Annotated in this window: 14 protein-coding genes and 1 pseudogene; 10 read left to right on the top strand and 5 right to left on the bottom strand. The window is 69.1% G+C overall.

Annotated elements, in window-relative coordinates:
• Positions 1 to 2 precede the first annotated feature (2 nt).
• Positions 3 to 875 carry a DUF6192 family protein gene (locus ABEA82_RS38210; protein WP_345666363.1) on the bottom strand — a complete coding sequence of 291 codons (873 nt, stop codon included), beginning with the start codon at positions 873 to 875 and terminating at the stop codon, positions 3 to 5.
• 451 nt (positions 876 to 1,326) lie between these two features.
• Between ABEA82_RS38210 and mobF the strand changes: the two are divergent.
• Positions 1,327 to 2,196 (top strand): annotated as a pseudogene (gene mobF, locus ABEA82_RS38805) (MobF family relaxase); the annotation flags it as partial.
• 154 nt (positions 2,197 to 2,350) lie between these two features.
• On the top strand, positions 2,351 to 3,178 hold the full coding sequence (locus ABEA82_RS38205) for a hypothetical protein (RefSeq protein WP_345666362.1): 828 nt from the start codon (positions 2,351 to 2,353) through the stop codon (positions 3,176 to 3,178).
• Here the strand turns inward: ABEA82_RS38205 and ABEA82_RS38200 are convergent.
• Complete coding sequence (locus ABEA82_RS38200; protein WP_345666361.1) at positions 3,171 to 3,368, bottom strand: hypothetical protein; 198 nt, start codon at positions 3,366 to 3,368, stop codon at positions 3,171 to 3,173. The genes ABEA82_RS38205 and ABEA82_RS38200 overlap by 8 nt on opposite strands.
• A gap of 121 nt (positions 3,369 to 3,489) precedes the next feature.
• On the opposite strand from ABEA82_RS38200, the gene ABEA82_RS38195 reads away from it, so the two are divergent.
• Both ABEA82_RS38195 and ABEA82_RS38190 read left to right on the top strand, forming a co-directional pair.
• A complete protein-coding gene (locus tag ABEA82_RS38195) occupies positions 3,490 to 6,174 on the top strand; it encodes a hypothetical protein (protein ID WP_345666360.1) in 2,685 nt (894 codons plus the stop codon).
• A 780-nt stretch (positions 6,175 to 6,954) separates the two neighbouring features.
• Positions 6,955 to 8,355: a replication-relaxation family protein gene (locus tag ABEA82_RS38190; RefSeq protein ID WP_345666359.1), complete on the top strand. Its 1,401-nt coding sequence runs from the start codon at positions 6,955 to 6,957 to the stop codon at positions 8,353 to 8,355.
• Positions 8,356 to 8,406: 51 nt separating this feature from the next.
• Here ABEA82_RS38190 and ABEA82_RS38185 read toward each other — a convergent pair whose 3' ends face one another.
• A complete protein-coding gene (locus ABEA82_RS38185; RefSeq protein WP_345666358.1) occupies positions 8,407 to 8,625 on the bottom strand; it encodes a hypothetical protein in 219 nt (72 codons plus the stop codon).
• 720 nt (positions 8,626 to 9,345) lie between these two features.
• Here ABEA82_RS38185 and ABEA82_RS38180 point away from each other — a divergent pair.
• Positions 9,346 to 9,600, top strand: coding sequence for a DUF6207 family protein (locus ABEA82_RS38180; RefSeq protein WP_345666357.1), 255 nt, complete (start codon positions 9,346 to 9,348; stop codon positions 9,598 to 9,600).
• A 1-nt stretch (position 9,601) separates the two neighbouring features.
• On the opposite strand, the gene ABEA82_RS38175 is transcribed toward ABEA82_RS38180, so the two are convergent.
• A complete protein-coding gene (locus tag ABEA82_RS38175; protein ID WP_345666356.1) occupies positions 9,602 to 10,588 on the bottom strand; it encodes an ATP-dependent DNA ligase in 987 nt (328 codons plus the stop codon).
• A gap of 245 nt (positions 10,589 to 10,833) precedes the next feature.
• Between ABEA82_RS38175 and ABEA82_RS38170 the strand changes: the two genes are divergently transcribed.
• The 3 genes from ABEA82_RS38170 (at position 10,834) to ABEA82_RS38160 (ending at position 13,545) form a co-directional block, all read left to right on the top strand.
• Complete coding sequence (locus ABEA82_RS38170; protein WP_345666355.1) at positions 10,834 to 11,133, top strand: hypothetical protein; 300 nt, start codon at positions 10,834 to 10,836, stop codon at positions 11,131 to 11,133.
• Positions 11,134 to 11,261: 128 nt separating this feature from the next.
• Positions 11,262 to 11,891: a hypothetical protein gene (locus tag ABEA82_RS38165; RefSeq protein ID WP_345666354.1), complete on the top strand. Its 630-nt coding sequence runs from the start codon at positions 11,262 to 11,264 to the stop codon at positions 11,889 to 11,891.
• A 760-nt stretch (positions 11,892 to 12,651) separates the two neighbouring features.
• Positions 12,652 to 13,545 (top strand): hypothetical protein, encoded by an 894-nt coding sequence (locus ABEA82_RS38160; protein WP_345666353.1) that lies wholly within the window; start codon positions 12,652 to 12,654, stop codon positions 13,543 to 13,545.
• Between the two features lie 343 nt (positions 13,546 to 13,888).
• Here the strand turns inward: ABEA82_RS38160 and ABEA82_RS38155 are convergent, their stop codons facing one another.
• Complete coding sequence (locus ABEA82_RS38155; RefSeq protein ID WP_345666352.1) at positions 13,889 to 14,815, bottom strand: DUF4238 domain-containing protein; 927 nt, start codon at positions 14,813 to 14,815, stop codon at positions 13,889 to 13,891.
• Between the two features lie 750 nt (positions 14,816 to 15,565).
• Here ABEA82_RS38155 and ABEA82_RS38150 point away from each other — a divergent pair.
• Positions 15,566 to 16,627 (top strand): hypothetical protein, encoded by a 1,062-nt coding sequence (locus ABEA82_RS38150; protein ID WP_345666351.1) that lies wholly within the window; start codon positions 15,566 to 15,568, stop codon positions 16,625 to 16,627.
• Complete coding sequence (locus ABEA82_RS38145; protein ID WP_345666350.1) at positions 16,624 to 17,451, top strand: hypothetical protein; 828 nt, start codon at positions 16,624 to 16,626, stop codon at positions 17,449 to 17,451. The genes ABEA82_RS38150 and ABEA82_RS38145 overlap by 4 nt, the downstream gene beginning before the upstream one ends.
• Positions 17,452 to 17,475 lie beyond the last annotated feature (24 nt).

Below are 17,475 nucleotides of genomic sequence, written 5' to 3'. Positions count from 1 at the left end.
GCCTACTCACCCGAGCCCTTCAGCAGCCTTGCGAGCTGCTCGTCCAGGTCCACCTCGCCGCGGGTGACGGCGTTCTCGATCCAGTCGGCCGCGGCACGTACCCGCGCAAGCCCTCGGCCGATGGTCTGGCGTTCGGCATCGTCGTAGTGCTCGCCTTTCAGGTTCGGCACGATCCGGCCAGCCGTGGCGACGAACTGCGCGCTGTGCTCCATGCGCTGCAGCTGCGGGGCCGCCTCCTCGTGCACGAACTGGGTCTGCTGGCGGAACCGGTCGAACTGGGCTTTATTGACAGCGTGCCGGGCCGTGTCGTCTGCCATCGCCTTCGAAGCGACCGCCGGACGGCGCAGGAAGTCGGTCGTGACCACTGCAGCGACCGCGTCGTCGGTGGCCAGGTCGTGGATGGCCTCCACCTTCTCCTGGACGCTCTCCGGGGAGTCGACTTTCCAGCCCACCACGCGTTTGGCACTGTCGTGCGTCCACCTGCTCGGCCCGCCACGCGGGTTGGGCGGGGGGTTGTTGACCGCCTCGAAACGCTCCTGCTCGTCGGGGATGCTGGCCAGGATCTTGTGGATGGTGTGCGAGACGTCCGCCCGCCGGTGCTCAGCCGGCCAGCGCGAGGACACCCACCGGTAGCTGCGCACCGTCGTATAGGCCAGGCCGACGTCTTCCGCGAACAGCCGGATGGCCTCGCTGACGGTGAACAGGTCGTCCTTCCCGGACGGATTCGCACCCCCGTACGAACGCATCGGCTCGATCTCCAGGGCCGCGTCACCGAGACGCCACTGGGCGCTGCTCATCGTGGCGACCCAGTCCCGCCCCAGCTTGACCAGCTCGTCGTAGCGCTCCCGGGTCACACTGCCGACCATCGCGGACATCCGGACACCACCCCCACGGGCCCGGGTGTGGCACCCTGTCCATGCCGCCAACTCGCCCTACTAGCCCGTCACTTCGCACCATCCGACGGCTTCCGGCCGCCGGAAAGGGCGTGCGACCCCGGCGCGTGGAGCGTCCGTATGGTCGCTAGACGCCCGGTCTCACACCTCTCGCTGCTGCGCGCGCCGCCTGTGCCAGGCTCGTTTGCGGCAGCGGGGAGAGCAGTACGTTGCCGAGACGGGATGCTCGACCCCGACCGTCCAGTACGTTCCGCACTCCGGGCAGGTAGCCGCCAGGTCGGCCTGGACCGCCTCGGTCCTTACCCGCGCCCGCCGTATCCGCCGCCAGTGACGCGAACGGCACGCCGACGAACAGAACACCGCCCTCGCCTTTGCCGCCGGCATCAGCGGACCACCGCACCCGCGACACAGCCGCGGCCCGTCATCGTCGTCCATGACCACGACCAGGCGCAGCCGGGGCGACCCATCCCTGCCCATGCGACCACCGTACGGACGGCAACCGCATCCGCACACCCCCCGCTTGTGGCGGATCCGCCACAAGCGGCGAGCTCGTGACCTGCATCAACAGACCAGCCAACTTGTCATGCAAGGACCCGAAACAGCTTCTAAGGGCGACTCCCCGAAGAAGGCGTTCAAGGCCGGCGCCCTCGGACGCCGGGTGACGGTCACGGGCGTCGACTTCGTCTTCCGGCCGCAGCCGACGATCTACCTGTTGTGGGCGCTGGGGGATGAGGAGACCCGGCGGGTGATCGAGGCCGCGCACGAGTACGCGATCGAGCGGGTGCTGGAGTGGATCGAGAACGAGGTCGCGGTGATCCGGTACGGCAAGGACGGCATCTACCGGGTGCGCCCGCCCGGCGGCCTGGTCGCCGCCCGCTTCCGCCACTACGAGGCGCGCTCCGGGCGCCCCTTGCTCCATGACCATCTGCTTCTGAGCGTGAAGGGGCAGCGCCTGGACGGGAAGTGGGGCTCGATCCACACCACGGCCCTCCACGAGAACACCGTGGCCGCCTCCGCGCTCTACAACGAACTGGTGGCCGCTGAGGTCTGCGAGACGCTGGGGCTGTCGACCGAGCCGCGCACCGTCACCCCGGGGCGCCGGCCGGTGATGGAGATTGCCGGGGTGCCGCACGAGCTGATCCGCTGGACTGCCCGGCGCAGCGGCCAGATCGCCGCCTGCCTGACCGAGCTGGAGCACGAGTACGTCACCGCCGTCGACGACGACGGCGAGCCGCGGTTCCTGCCCGTGGTCTCCGAGCGGGCCCGCGCCAAGCTGAACCAGATCGCCGCCCGCAAGACCCGCCCCCCCCAAGCAGTCGGCCCGGCCGCTCGAGCAACTGCGCGCGTGGTGGAAGGCGAGCGCGATCCTCACCTCCGGGGTCGCCGCCGACGTCATCACCTCCCTCCTCGAGTACGCCCGCGCCGCCGCCGTGGCGATCCGGGCCCGGGTTGCCGCCGTGGTCGACATAGCGCTGGCGGCCGTCGACGTCACCGCGACGGTGTTTGTGATGAATGTCGGCGGCCGCTTCCACCGTCGGCACCTGCTCGCCGAAGCCCGTCGCCACCTCGCCCTGGTCCTGCGCGGTCGCCGACGCGACCCCGGCCTGGACGACCAAGTCGTGGCCGCCGCCATCTCCACCCACTGCCTGGACATCAGCGAGCCGAAGACCGTACGTGGCCTGGAGGCCGGCTACCGCCTGTATACCGCCCGGTGGTCCCTGTCCGACCTCCCCGCCCGCCGCCGACCTCCGACCCCCGCGCCCGACCGGCAACCACCGGCCGACCCCGGTGAGCCGGCCGAACCCCGGCCCCCGGGCCAGGACGCGGGGGAGTGGGAGATCCCCCGCATCCCGCTCCAGTACGAGCGCGCCGTCCTCGCCGGCGCGGTGGTGCGCGAGAAGCTGCGCACCACCACCGCCGTGCGGGGCCGGGCGTACGACGTCGTCGCCCACCAGCAGGCGGCGATGACCGAGCAGCTGCTCGTGCCCGAGCTGGCCGACCCCGAGCGCGACGACCAGGAGCAGGAGCCCGGACGCCGGGAGGCGATCGACCTGACGGCGCTGCGGGCCTTGCGGGAGTCGCGTACGGACGTGGAAGCCCTCGATCTCACGGACGAGCGGCTGCGCCACCTTCAGGACGCGTTCTCCAAGGCGGCCGACGCCTCCCGTACCCGCGCGGACCGCTATGCCGAACAGGATGATTCCGATGGAGCGCAGCCGGTGCGCCAGGACGACCAGCGGTCGCACCACCCGCAGCAGCCCGGACCGCACCGAGGCGTTAGGTGAGGAGGGCCGCGAGGGCGCCAGCCGCGGCGGCGGCGAGAGTGAGGAATGCGGCGAAGGCGGTGGCGGCGCGGGCGAGGGCGGCAGGGTAGGTGGCGCCGTCCAGGCGGGCGAGCTTGCCCGCGCCGGCGGCCGCCAGCGTCGCGACGACGAGCACGAGTGCGGTGGTGAGGAGGACGAGCGCGATGTTCACGGCAGACTCCCGTCAGGGTTGAGGTGTTGACGTGGACGAAGGTCTCGGAATGGGTGTGCGCCGGGGTTCACCGGGACGAAGATGAACACCGGCGAACACATCACCACCCGCGGGGGCGCGCGTGCACGACGAACGGACCGGCCACACTCCGGACTCGGCTCTGACCGAACTGCGCCGGAGGCTTGAGGGCGGGCTGGCCAGGACCGGGTTGAAGAAGACGGACCTCGTCGCTCGGACAGGGCTGAGCCGCACGACCGTGCAGCTGGCGTTCCAGGCCGACGGGCCGGTGCCGTCCGGACCGACGATGGCGGCGCTGGCTCGCGCGCTGAAATTGGCGACGGGGGAGCTGCTGGAGTTGCGGCGGACTGCGGCCATGGAGTCGGGCGCAGTCACGCCGGGTGGGCTGGGGCGTCCGATCAGCCAGTGGGATCCGCACGCGCTGGAGGTCCACCCGGCCAGCAGCGCCCAGACGGGTACCAGCTCGCTGGAGCAGATGTTGTTGCCTGGCTATGTGCCCCGCGAGCACGACCGGGTTCTGGAGGAGGCGGTGCGGGATGCGGCGGCCGGCCGTAGCCGGATGCTGGTCTTGGTCGGCTCCTCTTCGACGGGCAAGACCCGGGCATGTTGGGAAGCTGTGCAACCGCTGGCGGAACAGGGGTGGCGGCTGTGGCATCCTTTCGACCCCACCCGCGCCAGCGCCGCCCTTGAGGACCTGCACCGGGTCGGTCCGCGCACGGTTGTATGGCTGAACGAGGCCCAGCACTACCTAGGCGACCGGGAGGACGGGGAGGAGATCGCCGCGGCCCTACACCAGCTGCTGACCAGTCCCCAGCGCGGGCCAGTTCTCGTCCTGGGCACGCTGTGGGACGACTACGTCAAGCAGTACATCGCCCTGCCCGCCCCCGGTGGGCTGGATCCGCACAGCCGGGTGAGAGAACTACTCGCCGGACACACTGTGAGTGTCCCTGACGCCTTTGACACCCACGCCTTGGCTTCGGCGACGGCATTGGCCAAGCGCGGTGACCGGCTGCTGGCCGATGCCCTCAGCCGTGCCCGTGCCGATGGACGCCTCACGCAGGACCTTGCCGGAGGCCCCGCGCTTCTGGAGCGCTACCGCACCGCCAGCCCCGCCGCCAAAGCACTCCTTCAGGCGGCGATGGACGCCCGCCGCCTCGGCATCGGTCTGCACCTGCCGCAGGCCTTCCTCAACGACGCCGCCTCCGACTATCTCCATGACACTGACTGGAACCAGCTCACCGATGACTGGGCAGAAAAGGCCTACGCCGAGGTCGCTGAGCGGGTGCATGGTAAGCAGGCCTCCTTGAGCCGGGTCACCCCCCGACCTCAACGCCGCCCACCCAGCCCTTCAACGCCTGCAGACGCCCCGCCACCGCGGCTGGCGGGGCCGGTGTTCCGCCTCGCCGACTACCTCGAACAACACGGTCGCGCCACCCGCCGCCACCTGTGCCCGCCCGCCTCCTTCTGGCATGCCGCCCACACCCATCTCACCCGCCCCGACGACCTGTACAACCTCGCTCGGGCAGCCGAAGACCGGCACCGACTGCAGTGGGCCTACCACCTCCGCCACAGCGCCGCCGGTAGCAGCAGCACACGCGCGCCGTCCCTGGCTCGACGAAAAGGGCTTGGGGCCCGAGAGGGCATTGGAGCCCTGGCCTGGGTGCGGGAGGAGGCCGGTGATCGGGAGGGTGCTGAAACCATCTATCGACAGGCAGCCGACTACGGCAGCCCTTTTGCCGTATACAGCTTGGCCCGGATGCGGGAGGAGGCCGGTGATCGGGAGGGTGCTGAGATCCTGGCCCGGCAAGCCACCGACCACGGCGACCTTTTGACCCTGTACAGCTTGGCCCGGATGCGGGAGAGGGCCGGTGATCGGGAGGGTGCTGAGATCCTGGCCCGGCAGGCAGCCGACTACGGCAACCCTCTTGCCTTGTACCGCTTGGCCCGGATGCGGGAGGAAGCCGGAGACCGGGAGAGCGCCGAAGCCCTCTATCGGCGTGCCATCGACTACGGCAGCACCGACGCCCTGCTTCACCTGGCCCGGATGCGGGAGGAGGCCGGGGATCGGGAGGGCGCGGAGGTCCTGGCCCGGCAGGCCACCGACTACGACAATACCGACGCTCTGCTCTACCTGGCCCGGATGCGGGAGAGGGCCGGGGATCGGGAGGGTGCGGAGGACCTGGCCCGGCAGGCCGCCGATCACGGCAACCTTTCCGCCTTGGTCCGCTTGGCCCGGATGCGGGAGGAGGCCGGGGATCGGGAGTGTGCTGAGGCTCTGGCCCGGCAGGCCGCCGATCACGGCAACTCTCTTGCGCTGTACTGCCTGGCCCGGATGCGGGAGAGGGCCGGGGATCGGGAGGGTGCGGAGGTCCTGGCCCGGCAGGCCGCCGATCACGGCAACCTTTTCGCCTTGGTCCGCTTGGCCCGGATGCGGGAGGAGGCCGAGGGCCGGGAGAGCGCCGAAGCCCTCTATCGGCGTGCCATCGACTACGGCAGCACCGACGCCCTGCTTCACCTGGCCCGGATGCGGGAGGAAGCCGGTGATCGGGAGGGCGCGGAGGCCCTGGCCCGGCAGGCCGCCGACCATGGCGATCCCCTCGTCCTAATCCACCTGGCCCGGATGCGGGAGGAGACCGGAGATCGGGAGGGCGCCGAAACCCTCTATCGGCAGGCCGCCGACCACGGCAGCACCGAAGTCATGTACCCCCGCAGGATGACGGACGAGCTCAAGAGGCTGTGGCCTTACGGCCTGGACCCGGATGGCACGCCGACGCCCAGTTGGCAATGATCCACGCACCACCAGCCCGCGTGCGTTTCCGGCGATAGCTCGCACTGGTTCTTGCCAGTGTGCCGGATTCCCCGGGCCGAACCAGTGGTGGCCTGTATGTGGTGGTGCTCAATGGAAGGGCGGCCAACGCCTGAGGTGACCGCCCCCTGCTACGGCGAGAACAACTGCACCCGCTGCCGCACCCCGTCAGGAACGACTGCCGAGGGGATGAATCGGGCTGCTAGGGCCAAACCCGGCCCCCTTGTCCAGCCTGGTCGGCCCGACCACGGACCCGACCACGCCCCTTGTCCACCTCTGCTACCGCCCCGACCAACGCCGCGTTTCCCCTTGTCCACGGCCGCTACCGGCCACGGTCAGACCGCGGACAAGGGGGTCGGTTGCACGCTGCTCCCTTGAGTCCCCGCCCGCCAGGGCGGCCTGAAGCGAAGGAGCCACTGCGATGACCACTCGCCGACCACCGGCAGGCGCCCGGCGCGCCCGCCCCAACCACGGGCCCGACCAGCACCGGGCAAGCCGCCCCGGCCTCCTGCGGTGCGCACTTGGGACGCCACTGTGGAACCCACTTTGGTGCCCGACACCAAGCTGGATGAAGAAAGCCCAGGTCACCACGCAGATACGGCCGCGCGCCCCGCTGTCACAACCCTCTTCTCTCCTCCTGAACTTCTCTGTGATGTCCGTGGAGGAGGAGATCATCGGATCCGGGGGCCGGATGCCCTGTGCGGCCGGGCGGGGCCGGCGCCCGGCCGGTGGCCGAACGCGGACGACGGGAGGGCGGGGCTGATGGCGGCCAAGCGTGAGGAGAACCCGGCGGGGTCGTCGAACAACCTGCGCGGCGACGTGCTGCGCGTGCTCGGGGTGCTGAAGGTCGCGACGGTCGAACAGATCCAGCAGATCGCAGCCCCGCACCTGAGCTACCGGCACACCGACAAGCCGACACCCTCGAAGCGGAAACAGGCCCGCACCGCCTCCCACACGGGCGCGCTGTCCGATCTGCGCAAGCACGGCCTGGCGGAGAACGGCGGGCAGCTTCCGAGCGGGGACACGCTGCGCAACCTGACGCCCATGGGCCTGAAGGCCGCCGCTCGCGAGCTGGGGCGGCCAGTGGGGGAAATGGGCAACCCGGCCCGCGGCGCCGGGCGCACCGGCGCCTCCCACCCGATGAAGGTCAACGAAGCCGTGCTCGCCCTGCTGCGCCCGAAGCCGGACCTGTCCCAGCTCGCCAGCGAGCCGGCCGACGTCCGCGCCGCCGCGCAGGCCGCCTTTGATGCGCCCGCCGGGCTGGGCACCATCGCCTCCTACACGACCGAGGTGGCGCTGTCCGCGACCGGCACCTGGTCCAACCCCGGCAAGGGCGGCGCCCAGGCGGACATCGTCATCACCGCGCCCGAGGACGGGGTGCCGCTGCTGTTCGTGGAGATCGACAACTGCTTCGAGTCCGCGCAGGTCCTCGCCGCGACGAAGATCGACAAGTACATGCGGTTCTGCCAGCGGAAGGTGAAGGACGTCGACGGCAAGGAGCGGCCGATGTGGCGCACCCGCTGGTGGGTGTCCGACGGCCGCCGCAGCGATCAGCCGCACCCGCCGCTGCTGCTCGTCTTCAGCCGGATCGGCCCGCGCAACCCCGACACCGTCATCGCGCAGCTGGCTGAGCTGACCGAGCGGCACTGGCAGGGCACCGCCTACGAGGGCGGCTTCCACATGTACGACGGCAAGCTCCCCATCGTCGTCACCGGCATGAAGCAGCTCCAAGAGCACGGCCCGGTCGGGGCGATCTTCCGGCGCTTCGGCCGCCCGCACAACCAGACCCTCCTCGAGGCGATCGGCAACCCGCGCCGCGAAGTCCACGACGCCTGCCAGCAAGCCGAATACGAAGCCCGCGAACGGGAGTACAAGGAGCAACTGCGCCGCGCGGCCGAACAGAAGCGAGCCGAGCGGGAGGCCCGCCGTCCCGTGTGCGCCGGCTGCGGCACCCGGTTCACCGACGCACGGTGGAAGGCCATCGAGCCCGCCGGGTGGGGCACCCCGCGCGATACCCACCCGCACCTGTGCGATGACTGCAAGCAGCGCGCCATCACCGCCGAACGCCAAGCAGGGCAGGCTGGGCACGAGCACCAGGAGCACGACCAGGCCGTGCCCGAGCAGAAGGCCGGCGGCACCTGGCTCTCCCGCTTCCGCGGCTGACGTCCGGGCGAGACCACGGCCGGGCAGGACCGTCCTGCCCGGCCGTGGCGGCTACTCCCAGGGTTTCGGTAGCGCGTGCCACAGAGCTCTGAGCCAGTCGGGCGGGTTGGTGAGGAACTTGTCCACCAGCCGGTCGGTGATGGAGCGGGCGGCGCCCTGAACGGCGCCCTGGCCTATCGCGGCGCTCAGACCGGCCCCCACGGCGGGCTGCTGCGGGACGGGCGCGGGGTCGGGCGACTGGACGGGCGCGGGAACGTTGTCCCGGGTCATGATGCTGCTCCCTTGAGCAGAGAGATCGAGGACAGCGGACACCTGTGGTGGTGTCGTCCGCGTGGGGGTGGTGCGCGCCTCGCGGTCGGCGGTCCTGCTGCGGCTCTCTGCCTGAGAGCGTCCCTGTGGGGTCTCGGCCCGGCCCAGGGTGGGCGTGTTCAGCGTAGCGGCGATCGGCGCGGGTGTTGCCCCGGGTGTCTGGCGACTGGTCATCGGTACTGCCTCCGGCGTGAGTTCGACATGGCGGGCGGGACAGTGACAGGGCTCGGGTGCTTGCGTCTCGTCCTGCCGGGCACGGCTCTTTCACCCCGTAGGGCTGGAAGCCGGGGCCCGGACAGCAGCGGCCGGGAAGAAAGATTCCGGGGCATGACGAAGGCCCGGACGCCTGGTCCCGGCCTTGCGCTGTCGAAAGGGTCTAGCGGGTCGAGTGCCAGTAATGGAGTCGGTGACCTTCCGTCTACTCGTGCTCTCCCCGGGAGCGGTTGGCGACCCAGTCCAGATCGCGCACGGGTACCAGCACCTGGGCGTCAGGGGTCGCGGTGCGCGTGATGCGCCAGCTGATGCGCGGCAGGACGGACGTGAATTTGGATGACGACCCGCGCCCGGTGATCCGGCCCGCTGGGACTGGGGCGGCGACAGCCCCTGACGGCCTGCCACTCGGTCGGGTGAAGACACGGCAGCGGCGGAACTCTCCCGAGGTGACCGGGCGTAGTGCCGTACATGAACCCGATCCACGAGACGCACGTGAGCGAGCCGGGCCTGCTCGTCGTCGACGTCGCGGCCGCCGACGACGCCACCGCGCTCGCCTTCCAGCAGCTGCTCGCCGACCGCTGGGCGACGGCCACAGCGCAGCACACGACCCGAGACGCGGGCGAGCCCGGCGTACGGCTGCGTTGCTACCTGGACTTGCGCCAGGAGCTCACCGCGGCCGCCGTGGTCGGCCCGACCATGGAGCCGACCTTGGCCCGGCCCTGACTCATGACAAGGGGCCGCCTTCGCCGAACAGCGGCACCTCCTGGACGTCGATGTCCGCGCGGATGCGGTGTGGGCGGGCCGGGTGCCGCCACCGTCCGGCGCTGTCGCGGGCGACGTCGACGTCGACTTCCAGAACGACCTCCGGCTGCACCAGGACGACAACGAGGGTGCGCTGTGTTCCCCAGCCTGCGCTGAACGTCCAGCCCGTCCACGGGTGCGCGCCGTGCGGCGGGCCCAACTGGTCGGCCACAGCGCGGCCGGTGGCCCGGGACAGAGTGGTGCTGCGGCCGATGTACTGCAGGCGGCCCGCCGTGTCGTAGCGGCCCAGCAGCAGCGTGTGGGGCGCGGCAAGCGATCCGGTGACCGCGCCGATCACGGCTTCCGTGGTGACCCTCACCTTGTACTTCCGCCACGACCGCACGCCCCCGCGATAGGACTCCTCCAGCCGCTTGAAGCACAGTCCCTCCACCGCGGCCGCCGTCCACGACAGCCACTCGCGCGCCAGGGCCGGGTCGGTCGTCGACGGGCACAGCGTGAACGGCGCCGTCAGGCCGAGCTCCGCGAACAGCTCCTCCAACGCCGCGCGGCGCCGGGCGTACGGCCAGCCGGTCAGGTCGTCGCCTCGCTGGACCAGGTCGAAGGCCACGAAGTGCGCCGGCCACTCCCGTGCCGCCTGAGCGGCAGCTGCCCCGCGCCGGGCGAGCCGCTGCTGCAGCCGCTCGAACGCCAGCCTGTCCCGCTCCCACACCACCAGCTCGCCATCGATCCCGGTGTCCGCCGGCAGCTGCGCCAGGGCCGCCGCCCGGATCTCGGGGAACGAGGCCGTCATGTCCGTGCCGCGCCGTGAGCGCAGCAGCACCCGCCCGCCCTCGTACACCGCGAGCTGGGCACGGTAGCCATCCCACTTCGGCTCCGCAGCCCACCCAGCGGGCAAGTCAGGGCCGTCCACGGCCGCGGTGAGCATCGGCTCGGGCAGGGCCCAGGTCACGTCTTTGATGCCTTCCAGGGTGGCCAGTCACATGAACGCCCCGCCTACCTGCTCGACGCGGGCGCAAACAGGGTGGGCTGATCGTGATTTGATGGGCTCCCAAACTGGGCATTATCAGCAAGTTTCACATAAGGTACAAGATCTTTCTTTATGTGAAAAGGTTCACGTACCCTCGCTGGTCCGGGCTCCCGTCCGGCCTGTGGCCAGAAGGTCGCAGGGACAACGAGTAAGAAGGAAGTGACTCCTTGAGTACGCATCAGCGCTACGGCCCCAACGGGGAGTACCTGGGCAGCTCCGTCCACAAGGGCGATCGGATCGAGAACTTTGACGAACTCGGTCGTCAGGTCAGCACCTCCTGGATCTATGACGACCGAGTCGACACCTACGGGGTCGGCGAAGGACTTACCCAGCGCGAATGGAAGATCAGCGACCGGGAGACCGATGTGCGCGACGCAGCGGGCGAGTACCTGGGCAGCTCTTGGGATGCCGGGACCCACTCGGACTACTACGACGCGGACGGCGAATACGCCGGATCCGACTGGTAAGAAAGGAGACTGCTATGCCACGACCGCCGCGCATTCCAGGAAGCGGAGGAGGACGCCGAGGCATCGGCGGGGGACCCTACAAATGGCAGCCCACGATCGGTATGAGTCCGAGAGGGATCTCGGGCAAAGTGCAGCGGTACGACCGCTTCTCGGGCAAAGGCCCGGAAGTAATGGTCGACAGTCTGGGGATACCCGTCTCCAGGCCCACCCGGGGCGGGGCCCCACCCCGTAGGTCCAGGCCTCCAGGAGATCATCTGGTCGTTGAACGAGGACGGCAGGAGGCAGCGCGTAACCGCGTTGCGGACAAGGTCGCCAAGAAGACTGAGCAATGGGCCAAATACTATGACCCCTGGGGCGTCTTTTCAGAGGAATACGCGCGGGATGATTTCGCCGAGCGTGCTTTGAAGGCTGCTCGGGATGCGGCCTATGGCGTATATCTCGATGCTGATCACTATCCGGCAGGACAGACAGCTTCGCTGGAATCACGAGAGGCCGATCGTAAGGTCTATGGCAAGGCGCGCCAGGCGGCCAAGGAGGCCTACGAAGGTGTCTTGCGGGACGAGTCGCGGTATGCCAGAGAAGCAAGTGAAGTCGATGCTGCAGAAGCAGCCGATATAGCCGCCGAATATCAGAAGATGCAGGAGGACCCTTGGGGTGATGCGGATAATGAATGTTGGTGTGAAAGTAATTTCCTAGCCAACGATCTGGGAATGTCGCGTTCAGAACTCCGTCAAACCTGCGACAAACACAGGCGCTGACTGCGATGTGCTGGTTTGGTGTCAGTGGAGTGGTGTCAGTGACGGCGCGTCAGGCCGGGGTGTCCTCGCTGGTTGGGCATTGAGCGGGGGCGTGGTCACTGTCGTGGGGCGGTGCATGCGACGGCCACGGCTGTCATGGGCCGGTATACCTCGCTTCGCTCCACTGTCTCGGGAACGGCACTTCTGATTCTTATGAGGGCTGCGTGGCGGCACGGTGGTCGGTGTCGGTGTCCGCTTAGGCGGGAGAGTCCCGCCGGATGGAGGCCTGGACCGTCTGGACGCCGCACACATCCAGGCTGTGTGATCCTACGGGGGCCGGGACGGCCAGGCGGAGTGGGAGAGGGACGTCGTGCCGGGCGAGGCCACACCGCTTTTGCCTCCGGTGCGGCGCTTGCACGTCCGCCGCGATGCGCCGTCGTCGGTTCCTCACATTCCAGGGGTTGTTGGCGGTGGGATGCGTGAGACTGCCAAGGTGCTGAACGGTCTCCTCTTCGCGGTCACTCCGTGGTTGGTCTTGGTCGCAATGGCTCTGTTCCTCTTTCCTGGGCCAGTTCAGCGCTGGGGATTGGCGTCCTTGGCGCGCTTCGAGCGATGCCGTGCCGACTCGGGGGTGCATCGAGCTGCTCCGCTTCTGACACAGTTGCTGCTGCTGCCACCACGAATACGAGACCGGGTCGGCGGCCACGGCTTGGCCCCCGGGTATGTCGTTCGGTGGTGGCGTGCCCGGCCTCTGGCCGGACCGTTCAACGTCATCCGGTTTGTGCTGCTGCTGTACGTCGTGGCGCACGTCGACGATGTGGCCGACTGGGAGAACCTGCGGTGGAGTGCGGACCCGGGACCGCACCCCGGTGTGATGCAGGCGCTGATCAGCAGCTTCGTGGCCATGCCGATGTCGGTTGCTACCTGGGACTCCTCCACGATCAGCAGAGTATCGGTGCTCTTGCTCGTGGCCTTGATCCTGATCGCCGAGGTGCGGTTCATCAAGCGCGTGAACCTGACCAGCTCCCGCAGCGGCGCGACGGTTGCCGCCTACGACCTGGACGTCCTCACCGGCCGCGCGGACGGGGAGAGCGTGCTCGTGGAGGACCGGCGCTGTTGGCCGGTCGTGGCCCTGCTGACGGTCGCTGCCCAGTGCGCCACAGTTCTGCGGCGCTGGGAGGAAACCCAGCCGGACTGCCAGATCCCGCGCGTCTCCGTGCAGCCGGTCGAGCGCGCCATCTGGAGGGCCCACCGCACCCGCCGCGCCAGAGCCAGACGACACAACGAACGGCAGTTCAAAGCCCATGCCGCGCTGGTGGTGGGCGCGCTGCGACAAGCCGAAGCACGACAGGACTCCAAGCCGGGCCCCGCTCTGGAGGACCTCACGGTGATGCTCCTGACCATCGCCGAACGCTACGCCGAGGGCCGTATTGACGACCTTCTCGACGCAGACCACCTCGCAGGCGTGACTCCGGCTGCACCGAGAGAGCGTCTGCGGGGGATCGTGGTGGGGCTTACGGTCGTCCTGGTGATGGCTGGCGCAGCGTTCCTCGGCTTGCCCGACGCGGCTCTCATCCCTCTGCTGCCGGTCGTGGTCATCTTCGTCGCGGTCGTCGTCAACCGCGGGCGGATGCCAACCGCGGGGCAGCTCATCGACCTGATCATCCCCCGATGAGGCGGAAGACCTCGAGGAGCAGCGCCCTGTCCTGAAGCCCGGCGGGGAGCTGCTCCACGGTGCCGCCTTCGGTCAGAAGCCCGTGGCCGGGCATCAGCCGATGAGGGAGCGGAGCACCGGGATGCTGATACCGGCTGCGGTCAGACCGGCCAGAACAGCAGGGGCTTGAGCTGTGCGCGGGCGGCCGCCTGGTGCTTGGCATCGGCAGGGCCTGACAGACCCTCGGCCGCACCTGGCGTAAGGCTGCGCTGCTACCTGGACCTGAGTTAGCCGGTCGGTTCGGATGCGGTGGCCGGAGAAATGCCGCAAGTCCCCGCAGAGGTACCGCGAAGACGATCGCCTGTTAGGTGGTGCGTTTCTCGGCCGGTCGTCGCTGTGCGGCGCGTTCCACGAACGGCTCCAGGCCACTCTTGGGGTGCATGTACACGTAGCGGTCGGCGGCGTGGACCTGCACGGCGTTGAGTCGGTCGACGAAGGACCGGGGGACGGTGAGCATGACGTTCTCTGGGCCCAAGGACAGCATGTGCCTTGGGCCGATGGGAAGTACGAGGGTCTGAGCGTCACCGAACGCCATGCCGTACGTGGTGCGGCTTCCGTCCAGGGTCAAAGTCAGGGCCGGGTTGTCGCCGATCAGGAACTGGCCCGTCTCCGGCGTGATGACCTCCAACCGCCGCGTCGACGCCAGGTCCCGCATCTTGCGGAAGGTGTCCTCGATGCTGGTGCGGAAGAGCTTGCCGCTCTCGTGGTCGCGCATGACCGAGGACCGTTCGATGAGACGCTCAGCGAAGGCGCCCAGGGAAGCTGGGCCGGACAGATGCAGGCCCGTCTCGCGCAGGGCCTCGCGGCGCAGCTGCTCCGGATACTGGCTGATCACCTTGGCGACCAAGCGCGTGCGGGCCCGCTCGAGCGCGTCGGAGTGCACGTCGCGGTAGTGGAGCGACCGGACGTAGTGGAGCACGACCAGGTCGCGCAGCGCGGCCACGTGAAGTGAGTCGGTAAACGGAGTGCCGGCGTGTACGGCGGAGAATGCCGCAGGCACGCGCCTCTCCACGTCGCACCACAGCGCCTCAGCGGATGTGGAGTCGAAGGCGACGAAGTTCTCAGCCCAGCCGCATGCGCGGGTGCTCTTGAGCTTGTGCAGGCGTCCGGGGTAGCGCAGGTCGAACGGGAGCAGCTGCCAGCCGCTGCCTTTGGGCCCGGGCATCGTGAACTGCTTGAGCAGGACCTGGGAGATGAGGTGTTGCCGCGATGTCTGCGGTGCCGTTGCCACACGCCGGATTCTGCCAAGTGCCCCTCTCCACCTGCTAAGGGTTTCCAGGGGTCGATCCGTGCCGCCGTCCTCGGCATGCCTGTGGTGTCCGCTCGGGAGCCGGCAGACATGTCGCGGTCGGGGGAAGCGGTCCAGCGGCGTACGGGGGTCTGGCGTCAGCAGGTCCGATCGGGTGAGAGGGCGCCCAGAGGGTGAATGGGGTTGCTCCAGATGCAGGACTCTCTGTCACCGCCCGTTCCTACGGTCCTCTCATGACCGCTCAGCTCATCTCGCCCGTGTCCGGGTCGGACTTCGCAGCCGAACTGCTGATCACGGAGACATGTGACAGTCAGGCCTCTTGCTCTCCTCCTTTTTTCCTCAGTGGGCCCTGCCCGCCGCGGGAGCGCATCCGTGACTTTGCCCTGTGCCTTCGCGTGGTTGAGCAGGGGTGCTCTGGGTTGCGGCGGGAGCGGTGGGGCTACGCCGCGGCGAACGCAGAGGCGGCAGCCGCGGCCGCGCATCCGTTGGCCCTGCGCTGGCTGTGGGCGACGGCCTGTGACTATGCGCGGCGCGCTGCGGAGGGCAGCGCCAATGCCCCCGTACACCCGATGCGGTGGTCTTCCCGTACGTCGGGTTGATGCCTCGCGCGTAGGACGCTGCCCCCTCTCCACCCCAAGAAGATGATCACTCAAAGTAGGCAATGCACAGAGACAGTTACCCTCCGTGTCCGGTCGCTCGATGCGGGCGGCCTTCCTACTCGGAGGGCATGAGATGAACACGCCGTCCACATCGTTTTGGACCGAACCCCAAGCCGCCGACGAAGCCGGCTGCACACCCTCGGAATTCGAGGAGATCGAACGAATCGTCACTCGTGGGTCGACCACGGGCCGGGAGTTTCGGGCCACGCGCTTCGCGGTCGGAGACTGGCTCCTGGCAAAGTTCGGGCCACCGGCGAAGCCCGGATCGCGCTACGCCACGGAGGCGCAGCTCGATGTGCTTACCGCACGACTCAAGCTGTCGCCCAACACGCTGCGCAAGTGCCGTCTGGTGGCCTGCCGGTGGAAGCCGCAGCAGCGCCAGCCCGTCATGGACTCCCCGGTGTACGTCTCGTTCACCACCATGTATCAGGTCGCCCTCAGCAGCGGCCAGGGCGACTTCGACCAGGAGCAGTTCGAGGAGAAGGTCGCTGTCCTGCTCGGCTTGATGACGCTCGCCGAGCAGCACGAGATCCTGGAAGTCACTGAGACCGACTACCTCAAGGCCGTCCGCAAGGCGATCCCACCCAGCCGCCGTCCCGGTGCCCAGTCCGAGCGCAGGGCAGTCGTCACCGCGGTCCATCAGTTCGAAGCGCGTCAGCCCGAGGTGCGCGAGGCGATCGTCGGAGCGGTGAAGGCCGACGCGGAAGCCACCCGCACCGTTGCCGCCTCCTACCTCGTGCAGCGACCCGCGCTCGCCCGCGCCGTGCTGCGTGAAGACCCCGACCTGATCCAGGCGGTCGCGCAAGAAGCCGCTCTGCCCGCCCCGGACGCTGAGGCGCCGGATGCTGAGCCGGGGGAGATCGTCTTCCGCGAGCTCGTCCAAGTTCTCGGAGGCAATCGGCCCAGTGACGAACTGCTGCTGGCCGAATGGCGGCAGGACTTCGCCCGGGCGGTCGGCCGCTTCACCGCCTTCGTCTCCGACTGGTACCCCGCCGACAAGGTCGCCGCCAACGCCGACGACGACCTCCTCCGGCTCGTCACCCATCTCGCCGACGACGTAGCCCAGTGGGCTGCCACCATCACCAACGCGCGCAAGCCCGGTGGCCTGCGCCTCGTAGAGAGCACGACCGCATGAACAACGACGGCCTCGGCGACAACGCCCCGTTCTTCTTCGACCGTTACCCGCCCGACACTGCTCACTGGCTGGCCGGCATCTGCGACGAGGCCAACGAGAAGGCGGGTGACAGCCCTTATGAGTTCCGCAAGACCATGTGCGAGCTGATCGTCATGAACCTGCGCGACGGCATCACCCACGCCTTCCGGGTGGCCGAACAGATCATCGTCCCGAATGCCCCCGCCGCCAAGTACCTGGAAGTGCAGTACCTGAAGTACGACCAGGCCCGCTCCGCGGTGATCGAGACGGGACCGGACACCACTGAAGGCCACACGGGCACGACCGGTGCTCGGGACGGCACCACGGACCAGAAGGCCCCCGGCGTAGAGGGCCAGGACAGGACGGGGACGAGTGACCCCGGCCCCGGTGCCGGCACGACTGGAAACACCGGACCGGATGTAACGGTCACTGGAGGCTGCGGAGGCGGCCGCACCACAAAGGACGACCAGAACACCGGCACCGGCCACCAGGGGACTCTCTTCATCGTCCACTGGTCCAACTTCAGGGCCAGCATCCCCGCACGCCGCAAAAAGGCCCAGACCGAGCACCGGCGCCTCTACGACATCCAGGCAGATGCCGCCCGGCAGATGCGCATTCAGGGCGACGAGCTGGACTTCCTTGACCGGGCCGAGGCAGCCGACCCTGTTCTTGAGGACCTGATCAACACCCACCGCAGCGAGACGAGCATCGCCGGAGTGCTGCGCGCCGCCGGCCGAGCGCCGGAAGACCTCGGCCTTACCAAGGACACGGTGACCTGGCTGGACACCCAGCTCAAGGCGGTCTAGTGCCCGTGCTTACCAGATGCCCTA

The sequence above is a fragment of the Streptomyces venetus genome (assembly GCF_039540295.1).
GTDB lineage: Bacteria > Actinomycetota > Actinomycetes > Streptomycetales > Streptomycetaceae > Streptomyces > Streptomyces venetus.
Note: the sequence above shows the minus strand (reverse complement) of the source record. Positions and strands in the feature narration are given on the sequence as shown.

Coding starts and splice junctions, on each gene's coding strand:
- ABEA82_RS38210 (WP_345666363.1), bottom strand. CDS start 875: ATGTCCGCGATGGTCGGCAGTGTGACCCGGGAGCGCTACGACGAGCTG.
- ABEA82_RS38190 (WP_345666359.1), top strand. CDS start 6,955: ATGGCGGCCAAGCGTGAGGAGAACCCGGCGGGGTCGTCGAACAACCTG.
- ABEA82_RS38185 (WP_345666358.1), bottom strand. CDS start 8,625: ATGACCCGGGACAACGTTCCCGCGCCCGTCCAGTCGCCCGACCCCGCG.
- ABEA82_RS38180 (WP_345666357.1), top strand. CDS start 9,346: ATGAACCCGATCCACGAGACGCACGTGAGCGAGCCGGGCCTGCTCGTC.
- ABEA82_RS38150 (WP_345666351.1), top strand. CDS start 15,566: ATGAACACGCCGTCCACATCGTTTTGGACCGAACCCCAAGCCGCCGAC.
- ABEA82_RS38145 (WP_345666350.1), top strand. CDS start 16,624: ATGAACAACGACGGCCTCGGCGACAACGCCCCGTTCTTCTTCGACCGT.